This is a genomic window from Kitasatospora sp. NPDC059088 (genome assembly GCF_042738155.1).
Classification (GTDB): Bacteria; Actinomycetota; Actinomycetes; order Streptomycetales; family Streptomycetaceae; genus Kitasatospora.
Genome location: NZ_JBHYGR010000023.1, coordinates 56,928 through 74,123, shown reverse-complemented (window position 1 = coordinate 74,123; position 17,196 = coordinate 56,928). Strand labels below are relative to the sequence as shown.

Here is a 17,196-nt window from a genome sequence, read left to right as displayed (position 1 = left end):
TCCACCGTCGCCGAGCGGCCCGGCCGCCGGTAGCGCCGCGGGTTCTATGAGGGCATAGCCTGAACCTATGCCCCTCTCTCCGCACGTCCCCGAACTGGGCGCCCTGGAACTGCTGCTCGCGGTGGCCCGGCTGGGCAGCGTCGGCCGGGCCGCGGCCGAGCTGGGCGTGAGCCAGCCGACCGCGAGCGCCCGGATCAAGGGCATGGAGCGGCAGATCGGCGTCCCGCTGCTGGAGCGCTCGCCCCGGGGCAGCCGGCCGACCCAGGCGGGGCGGCTGGTGGTCGAGTGGGCCCGCCAGGTGGTGGAGGCGGCGCAGGCACTGGACGCCGGGATCGACGCGCTGCGCGAACGGCGGGACGCCAAGCTGCGGGTGGTGGCCAGTCTGACCGTCGCCGAGTACCTGATGCCGGGCTGGCTGCTGGCACTGTCCGAGGCCAGTCCGGGGACGGCGGTGACGCTGCGGACGGCGAACTCGGCGGAGGTCGCCGGGCACGTGCTGGCCGGGGACGCCGACCTCGGCTTCGTCGAGGGTCCGACCACCCCGCCCGGACTGGCCGGCGCGGTGGTGGCGGCGGACCGGCTGGTGGTCGTGGTGGCGCCCGGCCACCGCTGGGCGCGTCGCCGCACGCCGCTGACCGGGGCGGAGCTGGCGGCCACCCCGCTGGTGCTGCGCGAGCCCGGCTCGGGCACCCGGGAGGTGCTGGAGGCGGCGCTGGCACCGTACGGGGGCGCCGTGCAGCCGCGGATGGAGCTGGCCTCGTCCACGGCGTTGAAGGGGGCGGCGATGACCGGGGCGGGGCCGGTCTGCCTGAGCGAGCTGGCGGTGGTGGAGGAGCTGGCCACCCGGCGGCTGGTCGAGGTGCCGCTGGCGGAGGAGCTGGACCTGCGGCGGCCGCTGCGCGCGGTGTGGCCGGCCGGGCAGCGGCCGGGCGGGCCGGCCCGGGAGCTGCTGGGCCTGACCCGGCGCAGCGTCCGCCAGCACCTGCGGCGGAAGGGCTGAGCCCCGCAGGGCCCCAGACCCCAGACCCCAGGCTCCGGCTCCGCGAGAAGCCTTCGCCCGAAAGTTGAGCGGAGTACACTCAACTTAGTGCATGCTGTACCCAGCAGCAGTGAAGGACGACGAGGGAGGATCCCCCAGCAGTGGACGCGAGCAAGTTCACCACCAAGACCCAGGACGCCCTGTCCGCCGCGATCCGGCAGGCGGGCGGCGCAGGCAATCCGGACGTCAGGCCGGTGCACATCCTGATCGCCCTGCTGGAGCAGCCCGAGGGCATCGCCCGGCCCCTGCTGGAGGCGGTCGGGGCGGCCCCCGGCCGGGTCGACGCCGAGGCGCGCCGCCAGCTGACGGCACTGCCCAGCGCGACGGGCTCGACGGTCTCCGCCCCGCAACTGGCCCGAGACACCCTGGCCGTGCTCACCGAGGCCGGCCGCCGCGCGGACGACCTGGACGACCAGTACGTCTCCACCGAGCACCTGCTGGTCGGCCTGGCCGCCGAGGGCGGGGCGGTCGCCGAGCTGCTGGCGCAGCAGGGCGCGACGCCCAAGGCGCTGCTCGCCGCCTTCAAGGACGTCCGCGGCAGCGGCCGGGTGACGTCGCCGGATCCGGAGGGCACCTACAAGGCCCTGGAGAAGTACGGCACCGACCTCACCCAGGCCGCCCGGGACGGCAAGCTCGACCCGGTGATCGGCCGGGACCACGAGATCCGCCGGGTGGTCCAGGTGCTCTCCCGCCGGACGAAGAACAACCCGGTGCTGATCGGCGAGCCCGGCGTCGGCAAGACGGCCGTGGTCGAGGGCCTGGCCCAGCGGATCGTGGCCGGTGACGTACCGGAGTCGCTGCGCGGCAAGCGGCTGGTCTCGCTGGACCTCAGCGCGATGGTGGCCGGCGCCAAGTTCCGCGGCGAGTTCGAGGAGCGCTTGAAGGCCGTCCTGAACGACATCAAGTCCTCCGACGGCCAGGTCGTCACGTTCATCGACGAGCTGCACACCATGGTCGGCGCGGGCGCCGGCGGCGACTCCGCGATGGACGCGGGCAACATGCTCAAGCCGATGCTGGCCCGCGGCGAGCTGCGGATGGTCGGCGCCACCACGCTGGACGAGTACCGCGAGCGGATCGAGAAGGACCCGGCCCTGGAGCGCCGCTTCCAGCAGGTGCTGGTCGGCGAGCCCAGCGTCGAGGACTCGATCGCCATCCTGCGCGGCCTCAAGGGCCGGTACGAGGCGCACCACAAGGTGCAGATCTCGGACGCCGCCCTGGTCGCCGCGGCCACCCTGTCCAACCGCTACATCACCTCCCGCTTCCTGCCCGACAAGGCGATCGACCTGGTCGACGAGGCGGCCTCCCGGCTCCGGATGGAGATCGACTCCTCCCCGGTCGAGATCGACGAACTCCAGCGCTCCGTCGACCGGTTGCGGATGGAGGAGCTGGCCCTGGAGAAGGAGTCGGACCCGGCCTCGGTCGACCGCCTCGCCCGGCTGCGGCGCGATCTCGCCGACAAGAACGAGCAGTTGAGCGTGCTGACGGCGCGCTGGGAGCAGGAGAAGAAGAGCCTCAACCGGGTCGGCGAGCTCAAGGAGCGGCTGGAGGGCCTGCACGGCGCGCTCGAACGGGCCCAGCGCGACGGGGACTTCGAGCGGGCGTCCAAGCTGATGTACGCCGAGATCCCGGCCGCCGAGACCGAGCTCACCGAGGCCCAGGAACGCGCCGCGGACCAGGACGCCTCCGCCTCGATGGTCAAGGAGGAGGTCGGCCCGGACGACGTGGCCGACGTGGTCGCCTCCTGGACGGGCATCCCGGCCGGCCGGCTGCTGGAGGGCGAGAGCGCCAAACTCCTGCGCATGGAGGAGGAGTTGGGCCGGCGCCTGATCGGCCAGGCGGAGGCGGTGCAGGCCGTCTCGGACGCGGTGCGGCGCACCCGCTCGGGCATCGCCGACCCGGACCGCCCGACCGGCTCCTTCCTGTTCCTCGGCCCGACGGGCGTCGGCAAGACCGAACTCGCCAAGGCCCTGGCCGACTTCCTCTTCGACGACGAGCGGGCGATGGTCCGGATCGACATGAGCGAGTACGGCGAGAAGCACTCGGTCTCCCGCCTGGTCGGCGCCCCGCCCGGGTACGTCGGCTACGAGGAGGGCGGCCAGCTCACCGAGGCGGTCCGCCGCCGCCCGTACAGCGTGGTGCTGCTGGACGAGGTGGAGAAGGCCCACCCCGAGGTCTTCGACGTGCTGCTCCAGGTGCTGGACGACGGCCGGCTCACCGACGGCCAGGGCCGCACGGTGGACTTCCGCAACGCGATCCTGATCCTCACCTCCAACCTGGGCTCGCACCACCTCGTCGACCCGGCCACCCCGGAGGACCGGAAGAAGGCCCTGGTGCTGGACGCCGTCCGGGCCGCGTTCAAGCCGGAGTTCCTCAACCGGCTGGACGACATCGTGGTCTTCGACCCGCTGGGCACCGCCGAGCTCAGCCGGATCGTCGACCTCCAGGTCGCCCGCCTCGCCGAGCGGCTGCGCGAGCGGCGGCTCACCCTGGAGGTCTCCGCGGCGGCCCGCGACTGGCTGGCGCTCACCGGGTACGACCCGGCGTACGGCGCCCGCCCGCTGCGCCGACTGGTGCAGTCCGCGATCGGCGACCAGCTCGCCCGGGCGATCCTCTCCGGCCAGGTGCACGACGGGGACACCGTCCTGGTCGAGCGGGACGAGGAGGGCGACCGGCTCACCGTCCGCGGCCGGGGCCCGCTGGAGAAGTAACCGCCGGCCCCGCCCGTCACCGGCACCGCCCGTCACCGGCGCCGCCGGCCCACGGCCGTCCCCCCGCCCGCGCGAGGGGGCGGCCGCCGGGCACCCGCCCCAGTACCCCGGCGCCCCGGCACCCGCTCAGTACCCCGGCACCCGCTCGGTCCCCGGGGCCCGCTGCTCCCGCCGCGTGCGGTCCCGCCAGGCGCGGGCCATCCGGTGCAGCTCGGCGCCCTGGGACTCCGGGAGGCTCCAGGTCTGGGTGAGCAGCCGCAGGGTGGACACCCGCGGGCAGGACACCCCCCGCTCCAGGTCGCGGATCGACCGCACGCTCAGCCCCGAGGCCTCCCCCAACTGCTCCTGCGTCATCCCCCGGTCCAGCCGGATGTTCCGCAGCAACGCCCCGAGCGAGGCGCCCTCCCCCGTCACCGTACGCTCCATCCCCGTTCCCCCTTCGGTCCAAAACGTCTCAACTCGCCCGGGAGGAAAGGCCTTTGCCCCGGGCCAGTTCCGTCGCACGCTAACCGCATCCGGCGCGTACGGCAGGCGAACCCGGGCGCCGGGCGCGTGACTTGGCTCACGCGCGCGCCGGGCGTGCGACGAGGCCGCCGCACCCCGGGCACCGTGCGTGACGGAGGCCCCCGGACCCCCCGTGACGAAGATCGACGCGCCCCCGCCGCCCCTGTGAGCGGAGCCCCGGATGAGGCAGGATGGGAGGTGGAAAGGGCGGCCTCTCATTGCCGGCCACCACGTGCACTGAGGAAGAGGGACCCCCCATGAGCATCGACCCGTCGTCCATCCCGTCGTTCGGCGTGCCCCAGGGCGGCCAGCCCGGTGGCCAGGGTGGCCGACCGGCCGGCCCTCCGCCGATCGTCGTCCCGGACCAGGCCCTGGTCGCCCAGCTGCTCGACCAGATGCAGCTCAAGCACGTCGTGGACGAGGAGGGCGACCTCACCGCCCCCTGGGAGGGTTTCCGCGTCTACTACATGTTCCGCGGCGAGCAGAAGGAGCTCTTCGCGGTCCGTGCCTTCTACGACCGCGCGTACCCGCTGGAGAAGAAGGGCGAGATCCTCGACCTGATCGACGAGTGGAACCGCGAGACCCTCTGGCCCAAGGTGTACACCCACACCCACGAGGACGGCGTGGTCCGCCTGATCGGCGAGGTCCAGATGATCGTCGGCAACGGCGTCAACCTGGACTACTTCGTCACCACCACCGCGAACTGGACCCAGGCCGCGGTCGGCTTCGAGCAGTGGATCGTCGAGCGCCTCGGCCTGCAGAACGAGATCGAGGGCGAGGACGGCGACAGCGAGGGCGGCGAGGAGGCCTGACCGAGGCCCCGGCACACACCCCTGCGGGGCGGGGCGCGCGGGGGGGGGCGGGGCGGGCGCGCGGCGCGGCGCCGCGCACGCGCCCCCGCGCCCGCCCGGGGCGCGCGCGGGGGCGGGGCGGGCGCGCGCGGGGGGGCGCCGCCCCGCCCCCCCGCGCCCCCCCCCCCCCGCCCCCCCGCCCCCGCCCCCCCCCCCCGGCGGCCCCCCCCGGCCCGTTCCCGTACCCTCCCCGCGCCTCCCGGCCGCCGGGCCATCCTTGTCCCCGGCCCCCGACTGCCCCAGGATGGCCCTGACGACGAGCCGTGAGGAGCCACCGATGGGTACCAGGCCGCTGCTGAACCGCCGACTTGCCGGGATGGGGACGACGATCTTCGCCGAGATGTCCGCCCTGGCCACGGCCACCGGCTCGATCAACCTCGGCCAGGGCTTCCCCGACACCGACGGGCCCGAGGAGGTCCGCGAGGCGGCCGTCCGGGCCCTGCGCGAGGGCCGCGGCAACCAGTACCCGCCCGGCCCCGGCATCCCCGAGCTTCGGCAGGCCATCGCCGAGCACCAGCAGCGCTTCCACGGCCTCGCGTACGACCCCGACACCGAGGTCCTGGTCACCGCCGGAGCCACCGAGGCCATCGCCGCCGCCCTGCTCGCCCTGCTGGAGCCCGGCGACGAGGTGATCGCCCTCGAACCCTTCTACGACTCCTACGCCGCCTGCATCGCCATGGCCGGAGCCGTCCGCCGCCCGCTCACCCTCCGGGCCCCGCACTTCCGCCCCGACCTGGACGAACTGCGCGCCCTGATCAACCCGCGCACCCGGCTGCTGCTGATCAACACCCCGCACAACCCGACCGGCACCGTCCTCACCGCCGAGGAGCTGGCCGGCATCGCCGCCCTCGCGATCGAGCACGACCTCCTGGTGATCACCGACGAGGTGTACGAGCACCTGGTCTTCGGCGCCACCCACCACCCCCTCGCCGCCCTCCCCGGCATGCGCGAGCGCACCGTCACCATCTCCTCGGCCGGCAAGACCTTCTCCTTCACCGGCTGGAAGGTCGGCTGGGTCACCGCGAGCCCCGCCCTGGTCGCCGCCGTGCGCACCGCCAAGCAGTACCTCACCTACGTCAGCGCCGGCCCCTTCCAGTACGCCGTCGCCGAGGCCCTGCGCCTGCCCGACGGCTACTTCGACACCCTGCGCACCGACCTGCGCCGCAAGCGCGACCTCCTGCTCGACGGGCTCACCGCGGCCGGCTTCCGCGCCTTCACCCCCGAGGGCACGTACTTCGTCACCACCGACATCACCCCGCTCGGGGAGAAGGACGGCATCGACTTCTGCCGCGCCCTCCCGGAGCGCTGCGGCGTCGTCGCCATCCCCAACGCCGTCTTCTACGACGACCCGGACGCCGGGCGCAGCCTGGTCCGGTTCACCTTCTGCAAGAAGGACGAGGTCCTCCAGGAGGCCGTCGACCGCCTGCGGCGGCTCTGAGCGACCGCCGGTCGACGTCGGCGGCGCATCTGGTGCCGTGCGGAATCCGGAAGAACCGGAAGAAGCCGCCGACGTCCCACCCGGGCACGAAGCCGGGCACGAAGCCGGGCACGAAGCCGGGCACGAAGTGCGGAATGCCGGGCGGCGGAATGCCCTCCCGCCCCCCGTGCGTGCCCCCCGCAGCCGCCCGTGCGATGAACATGCCCTGCTCGCACGTGAGTTGATCCGCCGACGGCTCCGCTCGGCGGCCCCGTCCGGTCCGCGCGGCGCCGCCTAGCCCGCCGGAGAGCGGTTTCTGCAAAGGGAGCGGAGGGTTCCGGGGGCCCGTTGCGCACATGGGGCGCGCGTTTCGTTTTGCGCGCCCCCTTGGACAGGGACCAATTCTGGCCCGCCGAACATGCTGATTCGACCCCCAACTCCCCTGGGTGGCATGCTCCTTTGCTGCCCGTCAGGCAGGCCTCACAGCCTGTCGGGCACACCCGGAGACCCGCCCGCACATCCCGTGGGGCGGGCGGCGGCGCATGATGCGCGTGAAGAGCGCACGACCGGCGCACACGGCGCACGGGCCGGTGACAGGGGCGCGCGCTGTGCAGAGTCGCACACCGGGTCGATCAGAGCCGGGAAGCAGGTGTGCTCGAAACGGTGAATGCTTGACAAAGATGGGTAAATCACCGACGGACCCGGCGTATTCATGCTTCTCTGCTGCTGAATCTCCAGCCGGAATCCTTCCTTCCACGGTCGGCCGCGCCCAGGGCCGCACAGCCACGAACAGCCTCGCCATCGCCTAGGCCTACTCGCTGCTGCTCGGCGGGCGCGCACGGAGCTGAAACGCGGAGCCGAGCATGCTCACCACACTGCAGACCTCCTACACGGACACCCGCGCCGGTGACCTGGCCTGGTGCCTCGGCGGCGACCCGCTGCCCGCTCTCGCCGTCCGCGACCTGAGACTCGACGGCGGCCGCCCCGGAACCCCCGGCACCCTCCAGCTGCGGCTGCTGGGCGCCTCGCACCAGGTGGTGATCTCGGCCGGCCCCGGAGACTGCCTGGAGACCGTCGCCTGCATGCCCGGCCGCCGCACCCCGCTGCCGGCCCGGGTGGCCAAGCAGGTCGGCGGCTGGGAGTACGAGTTCGCCGCCCGCATCGAGGCCCTGCCCCCGCACGACTTCGCGGCCCGCGCCCAGGAGCTGCTGGCCCTGGTCGAGGGGCACCCGCGCGGTCTCGCCGGGGTCTTCCCGGGCGACCCGAGCGCCTTCACCGCCCTGGTCACCCAGGGCGGCACCGACCGGCTGCTCTGGCGGACCTGGCACGCCTACCCGCAGGAGGGGCAGCTGGTCTGCACCCGTTCCTCGCTGGTGGTGCCGGGGCCGTGACAGCCCACCCGCCGGGCACCAGCAGCCCGTCCGGCAGCACCGAACCGGTCATATGCCACCCGGCACAGGCCTACGAATCGTACGCAGGAACGATTCGTCAATCCGAGGGCTCCCGCTGTCCGTCGGATGGGCGCAGCGATCCGTCCCGCACGTCCCCTAGCGTTTGTTCGTGATCAACCATCCGGCCGGTCCGCCCGCACGCCCGCGAGTGGACCTCGACGACGGCACCCCACCCCGGCCCGGGCGAAGCCTCACCCCCCTGCCCGCCCGCCGTCGCTCCCGGCTGCGCTCCCGCCCCCGGCTCGCCCGGCTGACCGTCCTGCTGGCCGCGTTCGTCTGCGCGGCCTGCGGACTCGTCTACGAGCTCGAACTCGTGGCGCTCGGCGACTACCTGCTCGGGGACACCGTCACCCAGACCTCCGTGGTGCTCTCCGTCATGGTCTTCGCGATGGGCCTCGGCTCCCTGCTCGCCAAACGGCTCACCCGCCGGCCCGCGACCGCCTTCGCCCTCGTCGAGTGCGCCCTCGCCCTCACCGGCGGGCTCTCCGTCCTCGCCCTGTACTCCTGCTGGGCCTGGATCGGCCGCTACCAGGCCGCGATGGTCATCCTCACCTGCCTCATCGGCATCCTCATCGGCGCCGAGATCCCGCTGCTGATGACCCTCATCCAACGCATCCGGCGCGAGGACGCCGGACGCGCCGTCGCCGACCTCTTCGCCGCCGACTACGTGGGCGCGCTGATCGGCGGCCTCGCCTTCCCGTTCCTGATCCTCCCCCTGCTCGGCCCCGGCGACGGCGCCCTGCTCACCGGGGCGGTCAACGCCGTCGCCGGGGCCGCCGTGGTGCTCTGGCTCTTCCGCGAGGAACCCGCCCCCCGGATACGACGGCTGCTCTGGGCCGGCTGCGCCCTCGTCCTCGCCCTGCTCGCCGCGGCCGCCGTCGGCTCCGACCCGATCGAACGCGCCGCCCGGCACGCCCTCTACGGCGACCAGGTCCGCTACGCCACCCGCAGCCGGTACCAGGAGATCGTGCTCACCGGCCCCGCCGAGGGCCCGCTCCGGCTCTACCTCGACGGACGGCTCGCGGTCTGCGGGCCCGACGAGTACCGGGGCAGCGAAGGCCTCGTCCACCCGGCCATGGCCGCCGGCCCCGACGCCCGGGTCCTGCTGCTCGGCGGCGGCGACGGCCTCGCCCTGCGGGAGGTGCTGCGGCACCGCGGCGTCCGCTCCGTCCGCCTCGTCGACGCCGACCCGGCGCTCCCCCGGCTCGCCCGCACCGACCCCGGCCTCGCCGCCCTCGACGGCCACGCCCTGGACGACCCCAGGGTCCGCAGCATCGCCGCCGACCCGCTGGCCTGGCTGCGCGGCGCACCCGACGAGGAGTACGACGTGGTGCTCGCCGACCTGCCCGCCCCCTCGGACGGCGGCCCGGTCAAGTTCCACTCCCAGGAGTTCTACGGCCTCGCCGCCCGGCTGCTGGCCCCCGGCGGCCGGATCGCCGTCCGCGCCGGCGGGGAAGGCGGGGGCGGCGGGGACGGCCTCTGGCAGATCGAGTCCGGCCTCCGCGCGGTCGGGCTGCGGACCGCCCCGTACGCGGTCGACGGCAGCGCCACCGCCGGCTGCCGCCCGGGCCCGCCGGACGCCGCCCAGGACTTCCTGCTCGCCGCCGCCACCCCGCCCCCGCTCACCCTCGCCCCCGACGCCCCACCACCCCGGGCCCTCACCCCCGACACCCTCCGCGCCTCGACCACCCGCCTCACCGCCCTCCGCCCACCCCGCCCCCCGGCCCCCCTCACCCTGCTGGCACCGCGCTGACCCGGCGGCCGACCTCGGCGGTGCACCCGGTCGGGCCCACGTCCGAGCGGTGCACCGCGCCGCGCACGAAGCGGCTCCGGGGCCCCGGGCCGGGAGCGGACGGGCCGACCGGGCGAACGGGCGCGGGACACGCCCCGGAGCCCGGGCGGGCGGGGGCGGGCCGGGGAAAGTCGGGCGGTGGTGGGTGGGGACCGGGCGGGGCCCAGTCGGTAGGCTCCGTGGCATGGAGCATGAGGTTGTCGTCCCGATGTCCGCAGAGCTGGTGCGGCAGGCCTTGCAGGATCCGGCGCTGCTGGCGCGGAGCGTGCCGGGTCTGAGCACCGAGCCGGCGGCGGTCGGGACCGGGCCGGCCGAGGAGATCGGCGGGCGGCTGAAACTGCGGATCGGCGGCTCCACGATCACCTACAAGGGCGTGCTGTCGCTGATCGAGGGCCGGGGCGGTGTGCTGACCGTGCTGGCCGAGGGCGAGGAGGCCCGGGGCAGCGGCGAGGCGACCGCCACCGTACGGGTGAGCGTCGCGGAGGGTGCCGAGGACGGCACCGCGACGGTCCGCTTCACCGGCGACCTGAGCGCCACCGGCCGGCTGACCGAGTTCGACGCCGAGACCCTCGACGCCGTCGGCCGCCGTCTGCTGGAGCGCTTCGCCCTCGCGCTCACCTCCCCGGACGCCCCGGCCGTCGGCGACGAGGAGCTCGCCGACGAGGCCGCGGACAAGGCCGCGGACGAGGCCGGGTCGGAGCCCTCGGACGAGGCCGACGCCGGGACGGACGACGGGACGGTCACCGGGACGGACGCCGAGGTGGTGTTCATCGAGGACCGCCAGGACCAGCCCGGCGACGACCTGGACGACGACCTCTCCGACCTGATCGCCTTCTCCGACGCCGATGCCGAGCGTTTCGGCCTCCCCACCGGCTCCGCCGCCGACGACGACAACGACGGCGAGGACGACATCGACGAGCGCGGCGACGGCGACGCCGCCGAGGCCGGCACCGGCGGTCCGCAGGACGGGGTCGCCGAGGAGCTCCCGGTCGAGCCGCTCTTCGCCTACGAGGACGAGCCGGAGCTCTCCGGCCCGGTCCGCCGCAGCATCGTCGGCCGTTCGGCCGAGGAGGTGGACCACGCCCCGCCGCGCGGCCGGTACGCCCCGGCGCTGCCGGCCCGCAGCGCGCGGGCCCGGGCGGCGTCCCGCTGGGGCGGCGAGGCCGGTGGCATCGTGGTGCCGGGCGCGGGCGGCCGCAGTGCGGTGCCGTGGGTGATCGGCGGCTCGGTGGCCCTGCTGGGCGGCGCCGTGGTGCTGGTCAGGGCGCTGCGCCGGCGCTAGCCGCGAGCGCCCCGCAGGCCGTCAGGGCCTAGACTGAACGCTCATGAGCAACGACCGCGACGCCCTGCTGGCACAGATCAAGGACAAGGCCGTCGTGCACGGCAAGGTCACCCTTTCCTCCGGCAAGGAGGCCGACTACTACGTCGACCTGCGCCGGATCACGCTGGACGGCGAGGCCGCCCCGCTGGTCGGCCGGGTGATGCTGGACGCGACCTCCCACCTGGAGTACGACGCCGTCGGCGGCCTGACCCTGGGCGCCGACCCGGTGGCGGCCTCGATGCTGCACGCCGCCGCCGCGCGCGGGCAGAAGCTGGACGCCTTCGTGGTCCGCAAGGCGGGCAAGGCGCACGGCCTGCAGCGCCGGATCGAGGGCCCCGAGGTGAAGGGCCGCCGGGTGCTGGCGGTCGAGGACACCTCCACCACCGGTGGCTCGGTGCTGACCGCCGTCGAGGCGCTGCGCGAGGCGGGCGCCGAGGTGGTCGGCGTCGCGGTGATCGTCGAGCGCGGTGGCGCGGCCGCGATCGCGGAGCAGGGCCTGGAGTACGTGACCGCGTACGACCTGGACGACCTGGGTCTCTGACCCGTACGGGCACCCCGGGCAACACCGAGGGCCGGGCCCTGTTTCACGTGAAACCACGTGGAACGGGGCCCGGCCCTCCGTCACTGCACCGTGAAGCCGTGCAGCCGTACGCGCCGTGCAGCCGTACGCCGCACCGCCTCAGCCGCGGCGGTGCCGCCCGCTGCCGCTCTGCACCGCGTCGCCGGCCGGGGCCTCGACGATGCCGGCCTTCTTCTTGCGGCGCTCCCGCACGACCTCGACCAGGATCGGCGAGACCGACAGCAGCACGATCAGCAGCACGGCCGGGATCAGGTACTTGTCGATCACCGGGGCGAGCGCGTCGCCGAAGAAGTAGCCGATCAGCAGCATGGACTCGGTCCAGAGCACGCCGCCGACGACGTTCCACACGAAGAAGGTCTTCGCGGGCATCTCCAGGGTGCCGGCCACCGGGTTCAGGAAGGTCCGGATGATCGGCATGAAGCGGGCCAGCACCACGGCCTTGCCCGAGCCGAACTTGTTGAAGTACTCCTCCGCCTTCACCACGTACTCGCGGCGGAAGATCTTCGATTCGGGCTTGTCGAACATCCTCGGTCCGACCTTGACACCGATCAGGTGCCCCAGCTGGGCACCGGCGATCGCCGCGATCGGGCAGCCCACGAGCAGCACGGCGATCGGCAGCTTCGCACCGTCGCCGAGCACCGAGGAGGCCGCGTTCGAGGCGGCCACGCCCGCCAGGATCAGCAGCGAGTCACCCGGGAAGAAGAAGCCGACCAGCAGGCCGGTCTCCGCGAAGATGATCGCGATCAGCCCGATGGCGCCGAGGGACGAGATCAGGGATTTGGCGTCGAGCACGTTGACGGCCAGCTGGTTGTAGTCCACGGGCGCAGGATAGCGGGCGTACCTTTCCGGTGACGTCCGGCCGAGGCCGCGGACCGGGAGCGTGCACCGGGAGCGCCGACCGGGAGCGCGGACCGGGCCGGTGGGCGCGGAACCGCCGACGAGTTCCGGCCGCGCCGTCCGGTACGCCGTCCCGACAGACGGGCTCCTGCTGACCTGCGGGCACGAGTCTGGGAAGATGACACCGGCGTCCGGTCCGCAGCGGCCCACCACCCTCATGGCCGTACCGCGGAGGTCGCCTCGAACCTTGGTGCCGGAGAGCCACACCGCAGCGCCGCGCGTCGGCGGGCCGGCACGGAGTCGTCACGAAGGCGTACACAGCGTCGGACAGCACCGTCCGTACGCCGCAACCCGACAGGAGCGGATCGCATGCCCATCGCAACTCCCGAGGTCTACAACGAGATGCTGGACCGGGCCAAGGCGGGCAAGTTCGCCTACCCGGCCATCAACGTCACTTCGTCGCAGACCCTGCACGCCGCGCTGCGCGGTTTCGCCGAGGCCGAGAGCGACGGCATCATCCAGATCTCGACCGGTGGCGCGGAGTTCCTGGGCGGCCAGCACAGCAAGGACATGGTCACCGGCGCGGTCGCGCTCGCCGAGTTCGCCCACATCGTCGCCGCCAAGTACGACATCACCGTCGCGCTGCACACCGACCACTGCCCGAAGGACAAGCTGGACGGCTACGTCCGCCCGCTGCTGGCGGTCTCCGCCGAGCGCGTGGCCAAGGGCCAGAACCCGCTGTTCCAGTCGCACATGTGGGACGGCTCGGCCGAGACCCTCGCCGACAACCTGGAGATCGCCCAGGAGCTGCTGGCCCAGGCCGCCGCCGCCAAGATCATCCTTGAGGTCGAGATCACCCCGACCGGCGGCGAGGAGGACGGCGTCACCCACGAGATCAACGACGAGCTGTACACCACCGTCAACGACGCGGTGCGCACCGCCGAGGCGCTGGGCCTGGGCGAGAAGGGCCGCTACCTGCTGGCCGCCTCCTTCGGCAACGTGCACGGCGTGTACAAGCCGGGCAACGTCGTGCTCAAGCCGGAGCTGCTGCGCGAGCTGCAGGACGCGATCGGCAAGCAGTACGGCCGGACCGACCCGTTCGACTTCGTCTTCCACGGCGGCTCGGGCTCGACCACCGAGGAGATCGCCACCGCGCTGGAGAACGGCGTCGTGAAGATGAACCTGGACACCGACACCCAGTACGCCTTCACCCGCCCGGTGGCCGGCCACATGTTCGCCAACTACGACGGCGTGCTGAAGGTCGACGGCGAGGTCGGCAAGAAGAACACCTACGACCCCCGCACCTGGGGCAAGCTGGCCGAGGCCGGCATGGCCGCCCGCGTGCGCGAGGCCGCCGAGCAGCTGCGCTCGGCCGGCAAGCGCCTGAAGTAACCGGCGGCCGGCACGACCGGCGCCCGGAGTGCTGAGTGCCCCCGGTGGATCGTCCGCCGGGGGCACGGTCACACCGTCGGGGTGCCTACAGCTCGGTCGACTGCTTGAGCTCCGCGTACGCCTCCGCGCTGCTGTCCTTGAGGAACTGCCAGCAGCGGGCCTCCTCCTCGGTCTCCTTGATCGCGCCGGCCGCCCGGGCGAGCGCCGCCAGGCAGCGCAGGAAGCCGCGGTTGCCGCGGTGCTCCCACGGCACCGGGCCGTGGCCCTTCCAGCCGTTGCGGCGCAGCGCGTCGAGGCCCCGGTGGTAGCCGGTGCGGGCGTAGGCGTACGACTCGACGTACCGGCCGGCGGCGTAGGCGTCGTCGGCGAGCATGGCCCAGGCGAGGCAGAAGGTCGGGAACTCCGCGGCCACCTGGGTCGGTGAGGCGGACTCCTCCGCCAGCATCCGGTAGGGCTGCTCGTCCTCGGGCAGCAGGGTCGGTTCGGGGCCGTCGAGAAGATTCCTGTGGATCGCCATGGGTGCAGTCTGCCATTCGGGGCCCTGGGGTCAACCGCCCCCCGGTGATCGGCCGCCCGCCGGCCCGACGAGCGCCGCCCAACGCACGACGGGCCCCGAAGGTTGCATACCGGGTATATGGACATTCACCCGTTCGCCATGTCAGGGTGTGGCGCGTGCCCGCAGCCAGATCCGCCCGCCGGCGAGCCACTCAGTCCAAGAACGCTCGCAGCAGACGCCGTCGCCGGGCATCCCGCCGGATCGGACCTGGCATGCTCACGGCATTGGTGGCCTCCGTGCTGCTGCTGGGCGCCGCGGCCTTCGCCCTGGAGCGCTCCCCGGACGCCCCGGCCCCCGCCGCCTCCGCCCAGGCCCGGCTCGCCCCGCCCGCCGAACAGGCACCCGGCACCCCGTCGGCGGCCCCCACCCCGACCCCGGTGAACACCCCGACGCCCACGCCCACGCCGACGCCCACCGCCCCGGACCCCGGCCCCACCAAGGGCTCGGGCACGTTCAGCACCGCCCCCGCCAACGCCAAGGCGGTCGGGCGCGGCACCGTGCGCCGCTACCGGGTGGAGGTCGAGGACGGCATCGGCATCGACGCCGCCTCCGCCGCCGCGCAGATCCACGGCTTCCTGGGCGACCGCCGCGGCTGGACCAACGACCGCAAGAACGCCTTCCAGCTGGTCGCCGGCGGCTCCTACGACTTCACCGTGAAGATCGCCTCCCCGGCAACCGTCGACAAGATCTGCGGCGCCTCCGGCCTGGACACCCACGGCGAGGTGAACTGCAACGTCGGCAACCAGGTGCTCGTCAACTCCAAGCGCTGGAACACCGGTTCACCCCAGTTCGACGGGCCGCTGGACGAGTACCGGGCCCTGATCATCAATCACGAGGTCGGCCACCGGATCGGCCACGGCCACGAGACCTGCCCCGGCCCGGGCAAGCCCGCACCCGCGATGATGCAGCAGATCTACGGCCTCAAGGGCTGCACGCCGAACGCCTGGCCGTACTCCGCCGAGGGCACCTACCTGAGCGGCCCGGCCGTGCCCTGAGGAGCGTCCGGCGCCGCGCTTCGGAACGGAGTTGAGACCTGATCGGCAGTTGGCCGGGACCCCCGGCGCCTACCCTGCGACCATGACCGCTGCCCACCGCCGAAAGCTCACCGCCGTGTTCGCCGCCGCCGGGATCGCCCTCGGCGCCGCCGCCTGCTCGTCCTCGACCGGGGGCGTCCCCGGGCCCGGCGCACTGTCCTACGGCTCCGTCCGCTCGACCGCCGAGAAGCTCCAGCAGGACAAGCAGGACACCTGCCCGTTCGGCCTCGACCTCGGCAAGGCGCTGCAGGCGGCCGGGATCCCCGGCACCGTCACCCCGGACCACGAGTACGACGGGCACGCCGTGCAGGGCAGCGTCGGCGACGGCCTGCCGCCGCAGCCGTGGCCGTCCGGCGCGAGCCACCCGCCGACCATGCCGTCGATCCCGGCCACTCCGCCGAACGCCGACGTCAGCTGCGCCTACCAGGTCGGCACGGCGCGGCTGGACCTCGAACTGTTCGCCGTCCCGCAGTCCGGGGTGGCCGTCAACATGCTCCTGCCGGGCATCCGGCGCGCCGCGGAGCTGTCCGTCGCCGAGCTCCAGCAGGTCGCCACCGAGCAGCCGGGCCCCGGCCAGACCCGGATCCTCGGCAGCAAGGGAACCGCGGCCCTCGCCCGGATCGCGCACCAGGGCGAGGGCGACATCGTGCTGATGCTGTCCCAGAACCCCGGCACCGGCGAGCCGGACCAGGCCCTCACCGGCGAACCCCTGCGCAAGGCCGCCACAGCCCTGGTCGACCAGCTGCACTAGGACGCGTCCGGTTCGGGCCGCTACCCCAGCACCGGCAGGTACGCCCCCAGGTCGCTGCGCTCCCCCGAGGCGGACACCCGGTGGTCGGCCACCGCCGCCGCCCAGGGCAGCCGGCCGGTGGCCAGCCGGATCCAGGTCAGCGGGTCGGTCTCGACCACGTTCGGCGGGGTGCCCCGGGTGTGCCGGGGGCCCTCGACGGCCTGGACGACGGCGTACGGCGGGATCCGCAGCTCGACCGCGCCGCCAGGGGCCCGGACGGCCAGCGCGTCGGCGAGCAGCCGGGTGACGGCGGCGAGGGCCTGGCGCTCGTGCGGGAACGCGGCGGCGCCGAGGGCGTCGGCCAGGTCGTCGGCGTGCACGACGGTCTCCACCAGCCTGGTGACCAGCATGTCGGCGAGCGTCATCGAGCCGAGCCGGATCTCGAACCGCCGTACCGGGTCGGCGGCTTCGGGCTTCGCCAGCAGACCGGTCAGCGCGTCGGCGGCCCGCCCGAAGGCCGCCGCGACGGCGGCCGCGTCCCCGCCGAAGTCCGCCGCGGCCCGGTCCCGGGCCTGCTCGTCCAGCAGCGGCGCCACCGTGCCGACCGCCGCCACCCAGCCCGGCAGGTCGAGCGGCGGGCGCCCCTGGAGCGGATCGTCCAGGTGCGCGGGGACGAAGTCGAGTTGGACGGCCAGATGGGCGAGCAGCTCCCGCACCCGCCAGTCCCCCAACCTGGTCGGCAGGTCCAGCTGTTCGTCGCCGAGGCCCGCCACGGCGGCGCGCAGCGCCCCGGTCTGGGCGGCCAGCGCGGCGCGGACCTTCTGCGGTTGGTACGTACGGGACTTGGCGGGCATGGGGCCAACATACGCCGAGGGGGGGGGGGGGGGGGCGGGGGGGCGGGGGCCGCCCCCGCCCCCCCGGGGGGCCCCCCCCGGCGCAGGCGGCCCCGGGGGGGGGGGGGGGATACGCCGCGCGGGGGGGGAG

15 protein-coding genes are annotated in these 17,196 nt (G+C 74.2%); 11 read left to right on the top strand and 4 right to left on the bottom strand.

Annotation, left to right across the window (positions count from 1 at the left end; translation table 11 throughout):
- Positions 1 to 67 precede the first annotated feature (67 nt).
- Together ACFWXO_RS13375 and clpB are read left to right on the top strand one after the other, a co-directional pair.
- A complete protein-coding gene (locus tag ACFWXO_RS13375; protein ID WP_375882733.1) occupies positions 68 to 1,000 on the top strand; it encodes a LysR family transcriptional regulator in 933 nt (310 codons plus the stop codon).
- A gap of 140 nt (positions 1,001 to 1,140) precedes the next feature.
- Positions 1,141 to 3,747: an ATP-dependent chaperone ClpB gene (gene clpB, locus ACFWXO_RS13370; protein ID WP_375882735.1), complete on the top strand. Its 2,607-nt coding sequence runs from the start codon at positions 1,141 to 1,143 to the stop codon at positions 3,745 to 3,747.
- Between the two features lie 126 nt (positions 3,748 to 3,873).
- On the opposite strand, the gene ACFWXO_RS13365 is transcribed toward clpB, so the two are convergent.
- Positions 3,874 to 4,173 (bottom strand): helix-turn-helix domain-containing protein, encoded by a 300-nt coding sequence (locus ACFWXO_RS13365; protein WP_380523832.1) that lies wholly within the window; start codon positions 4,171 to 4,173, stop codon positions 3,874 to 3,876.
- A gap of 335 nt (positions 4,174 to 4,508) precedes the next feature.
- Here ACFWXO_RS13365 and ACFWXO_RS13360 point away from each other — a divergent pair, with 335 nt between their 5' ends.
- The 6 genes from ACFWXO_RS13360 to pyrE all read left to right on the top strand — a co-directional run bounded on the left by ACFWXO_RS13360 (position 4,509) and on the right by pyrE (position 11,624).
- Positions 4,509 to 5,063 (top strand): YbjN domain-containing protein, encoded by a 555-nt coding sequence (locus tag ACFWXO_RS13360; RefSeq protein WP_375882741.1) that lies wholly within the window; start codon positions 4,509 to 4,511, stop codon positions 5,061 to 5,063.
- 316 nt (positions 5,064 to 5,379) lie between these two features.
- On the top strand, positions 5,380 to 6,540 hold the full coding sequence (locus ACFWXO_RS13355; protein WP_380523830.1) for a pyridoxal phosphate-dependent aminotransferase: 1,161 nt from the start codon (positions 5,380 to 5,382) through the stop codon (positions 6,538 to 6,540).
- An 842-nt stretch (positions 6,541 to 7,382) separates the two neighbouring features.
- A complete protein-coding gene (locus ACFWXO_RS13350; protein ID WP_375882747.1) occupies positions 7,383 to 7,910 on the top strand; it encodes a DUF2617 family protein in 528 nt (175 codons plus the stop codon).
- A 169-nt stretch (positions 7,911 to 8,079) separates the two neighbouring features.
- A complete protein-coding gene (locus ACFWXO_RS13345) occupies positions 8,080 to 9,723 on the top strand; it encodes a polyamine aminopropyltransferase (protein ID WP_380523828.1) in 1,644 nt (547 codons plus the stop codon).
- A gap of 223 nt (positions 9,724 to 9,946) precedes the next feature.
- On the top strand, positions 9,947 to 11,044 hold the full coding sequence (locus ACFWXO_RS13340; RefSeq protein ID WP_380523826.1) for a hypothetical protein: 1,098 nt from the start codon (positions 9,947 to 9,949) through the stop codon (positions 11,042 to 11,044).
- Positions 11,045 to 11,087: 43 nt separating this feature from the next.
- Positions 11,088 to 11,624, top strand: a complete 537-nt coding sequence (gene pyrE / locus ACFWXO_RS13335) for an orotate phosphoribosyltransferase (RefSeq protein ID WP_375882755.1) — start codon at positions 11,088 to 11,090, stop codon at positions 11,622 to 11,624.
- Between the two features lie 138 nt (positions 11,625 to 11,762).
- Here the strand turns inward: pyrE and ACFWXO_RS13330 are convergent, their stop codons facing one another.
- Positions 11,763 to 12,482 (bottom strand): DedA family protein, encoded by a 720-nt coding sequence (locus ACFWXO_RS13330; RefSeq protein WP_380523824.1) that lies wholly within the window; start codon positions 12,480 to 12,482, stop codon positions 11,763 to 11,765.
- A gap of 387 nt (positions 12,483 to 12,869) precedes the next feature.
- On the opposite strand from ACFWXO_RS13330, the gene fbaA reads away from it, so the two are divergent.
- The gene (fbaA, locus tag ACFWXO_RS13325; RefSeq protein WP_375882760.1) at positions 12,870 to 13,892 is read left to right on the top strand and encodes a class II fructose-bisphosphate aldolase; all 1,023 of its coding nucleotides are present in this window, start codon (positions 12,870 to 12,872) and stop codon (positions 13,890 to 13,892) included.
- An 85-nt stretch (positions 13,893 to 13,977) separates the two neighbouring features.
- Here the strand turns inward: fbaA and ACFWXO_RS13320 are convergent, their stop codons facing one another.
- On the bottom strand, positions 13,978 to 14,409 hold the full coding sequence (locus ACFWXO_RS13320; protein WP_380523822.1) for a DUF3151 domain-containing protein: 432 nt from the start codon (positions 14,407 to 14,409) through the stop codon (positions 13,978 to 13,980).
- 251 nt (positions 14,410 to 14,660) lie between these two features.
- Here ACFWXO_RS13320 and ACFWXO_RS13315 point away from each other — a divergent pair, with 251 nt between their 5' ends.
- Together ACFWXO_RS13315 and ACFWXO_RS13310 are read left to right on the top strand one after the other, a co-directional pair.
- Positions 14,661 to 15,443 (top strand): DUF3152 domain-containing protein, encoded by a 783-nt coding sequence (locus ACFWXO_RS13315; protein ID WP_380523820.1) that lies wholly within the window; start codon positions 14,661 to 14,663, stop codon positions 15,441 to 15,443.
- A gap of 82 nt (positions 15,444 to 15,525) precedes the next feature.
- Positions 15,526 to 16,233: a hypothetical protein gene (locus tag ACFWXO_RS13310; protein ID WP_380523819.1), complete on the top strand. Its 708-nt coding sequence runs from the start codon at positions 15,526 to 15,528 to the stop codon at positions 16,231 to 16,233.
- 20 nt (positions 16,234 to 16,253) lie between these two features.
- Here the strand turns inward: ACFWXO_RS13310 and ACFWXO_RS13305 are convergent, their stop codons facing one another.
- Positions 16,254 to 17,066: a sterol carrier family protein gene (locus tag ACFWXO_RS13305; protein ID WP_380523817.1), complete on the bottom strand. Its 813-nt coding sequence runs from the start codon at positions 17,064 to 17,066 to the stop codon at positions 16,254 to 16,256.
- Positions 17,067 to 17,196 lie beyond the last annotated feature (130 nt).

Coding starts and splice junctions, on each gene's coding strand:
- ACFWXO_RS13310 (WP_380523819.1), top strand. CDS start 15,526: ATGACCGCTGCCCACCGCCGAAAGCTCACCGCCGTGTTCGCCGCCGCC.
- ACFWXO_RS13360 (WP_375882741.1), top strand. CDS start 4,509: ATGAGCATCGACCCGTCGTCCATCCCGTCGTTCGGCGTGCCCCAGGGC.
- fbaA (WP_375882760.1), top strand. CDS start 12,870: ATGCCCATCGCAACTCCCGAGGTCTACAACGAGATGCTGGACCGGGCC.
- ACFWXO_RS13340 (WP_380523826.1), top strand. CDS start 9,947: ATGGAGCATGAGGTTGTCGTCCCGATGTCCGCAGAGCTGGTGCGGCAG.
- ACFWXO_RS13355 (WP_380523830.1), top strand. CDS start 5,380: ATGGGTACCAGGCCGCTGCTGAACCGCCGACTTGCCGGGATGGGGACG.
- ACFWXO_RS13365 (WP_380523832.1), bottom strand. CDS start 4,173: ATGGAGCGTACGGTGACGGGGGAGGGCGCCTCGCTCGGGGCGTTGCTG.
- ACFWXO_RS13375 (WP_375882733.1), top strand. CDS start 68: ATGCCCCTCTCTCCGCACGTCCCCGAACTGGGCGCCCTGGAACTGCTG.
- ACFWXO_RS13350 (WP_375882747.1), top strand. CDS start 7,383: ATGCTCACCACACTGCAGACCTCCTACACGGACACCCGCGCCGGTGAC.
- pyrE (WP_375882755.1), top strand. CDS start 11,088: ATGAGCAACGACCGCGACGCCCTGCTGGCACAGATCAAGGACAAGGCC.
- ACFWXO_RS13315 (WP_380523820.1), top strand. CDS start 14,661: ATGCTCACGGCATTGGTGGCCTCCGTGCTGCTGCTGGGCGCCGCGGCC.
- ACFWXO_RS13305 (WP_380523817.1), bottom strand. CDS start 17,066: ATGCCCGCCAAGTCCCGTACGTACCAACCGCAGAAGGTCCGCGCCGCG.
- ACFWXO_RS13320 (WP_380523822.1), bottom strand. CDS start 14,409: ATGGCGATCCACAGGAATCTTCTCGACGGCCCCGAACCGACCCTGCTG.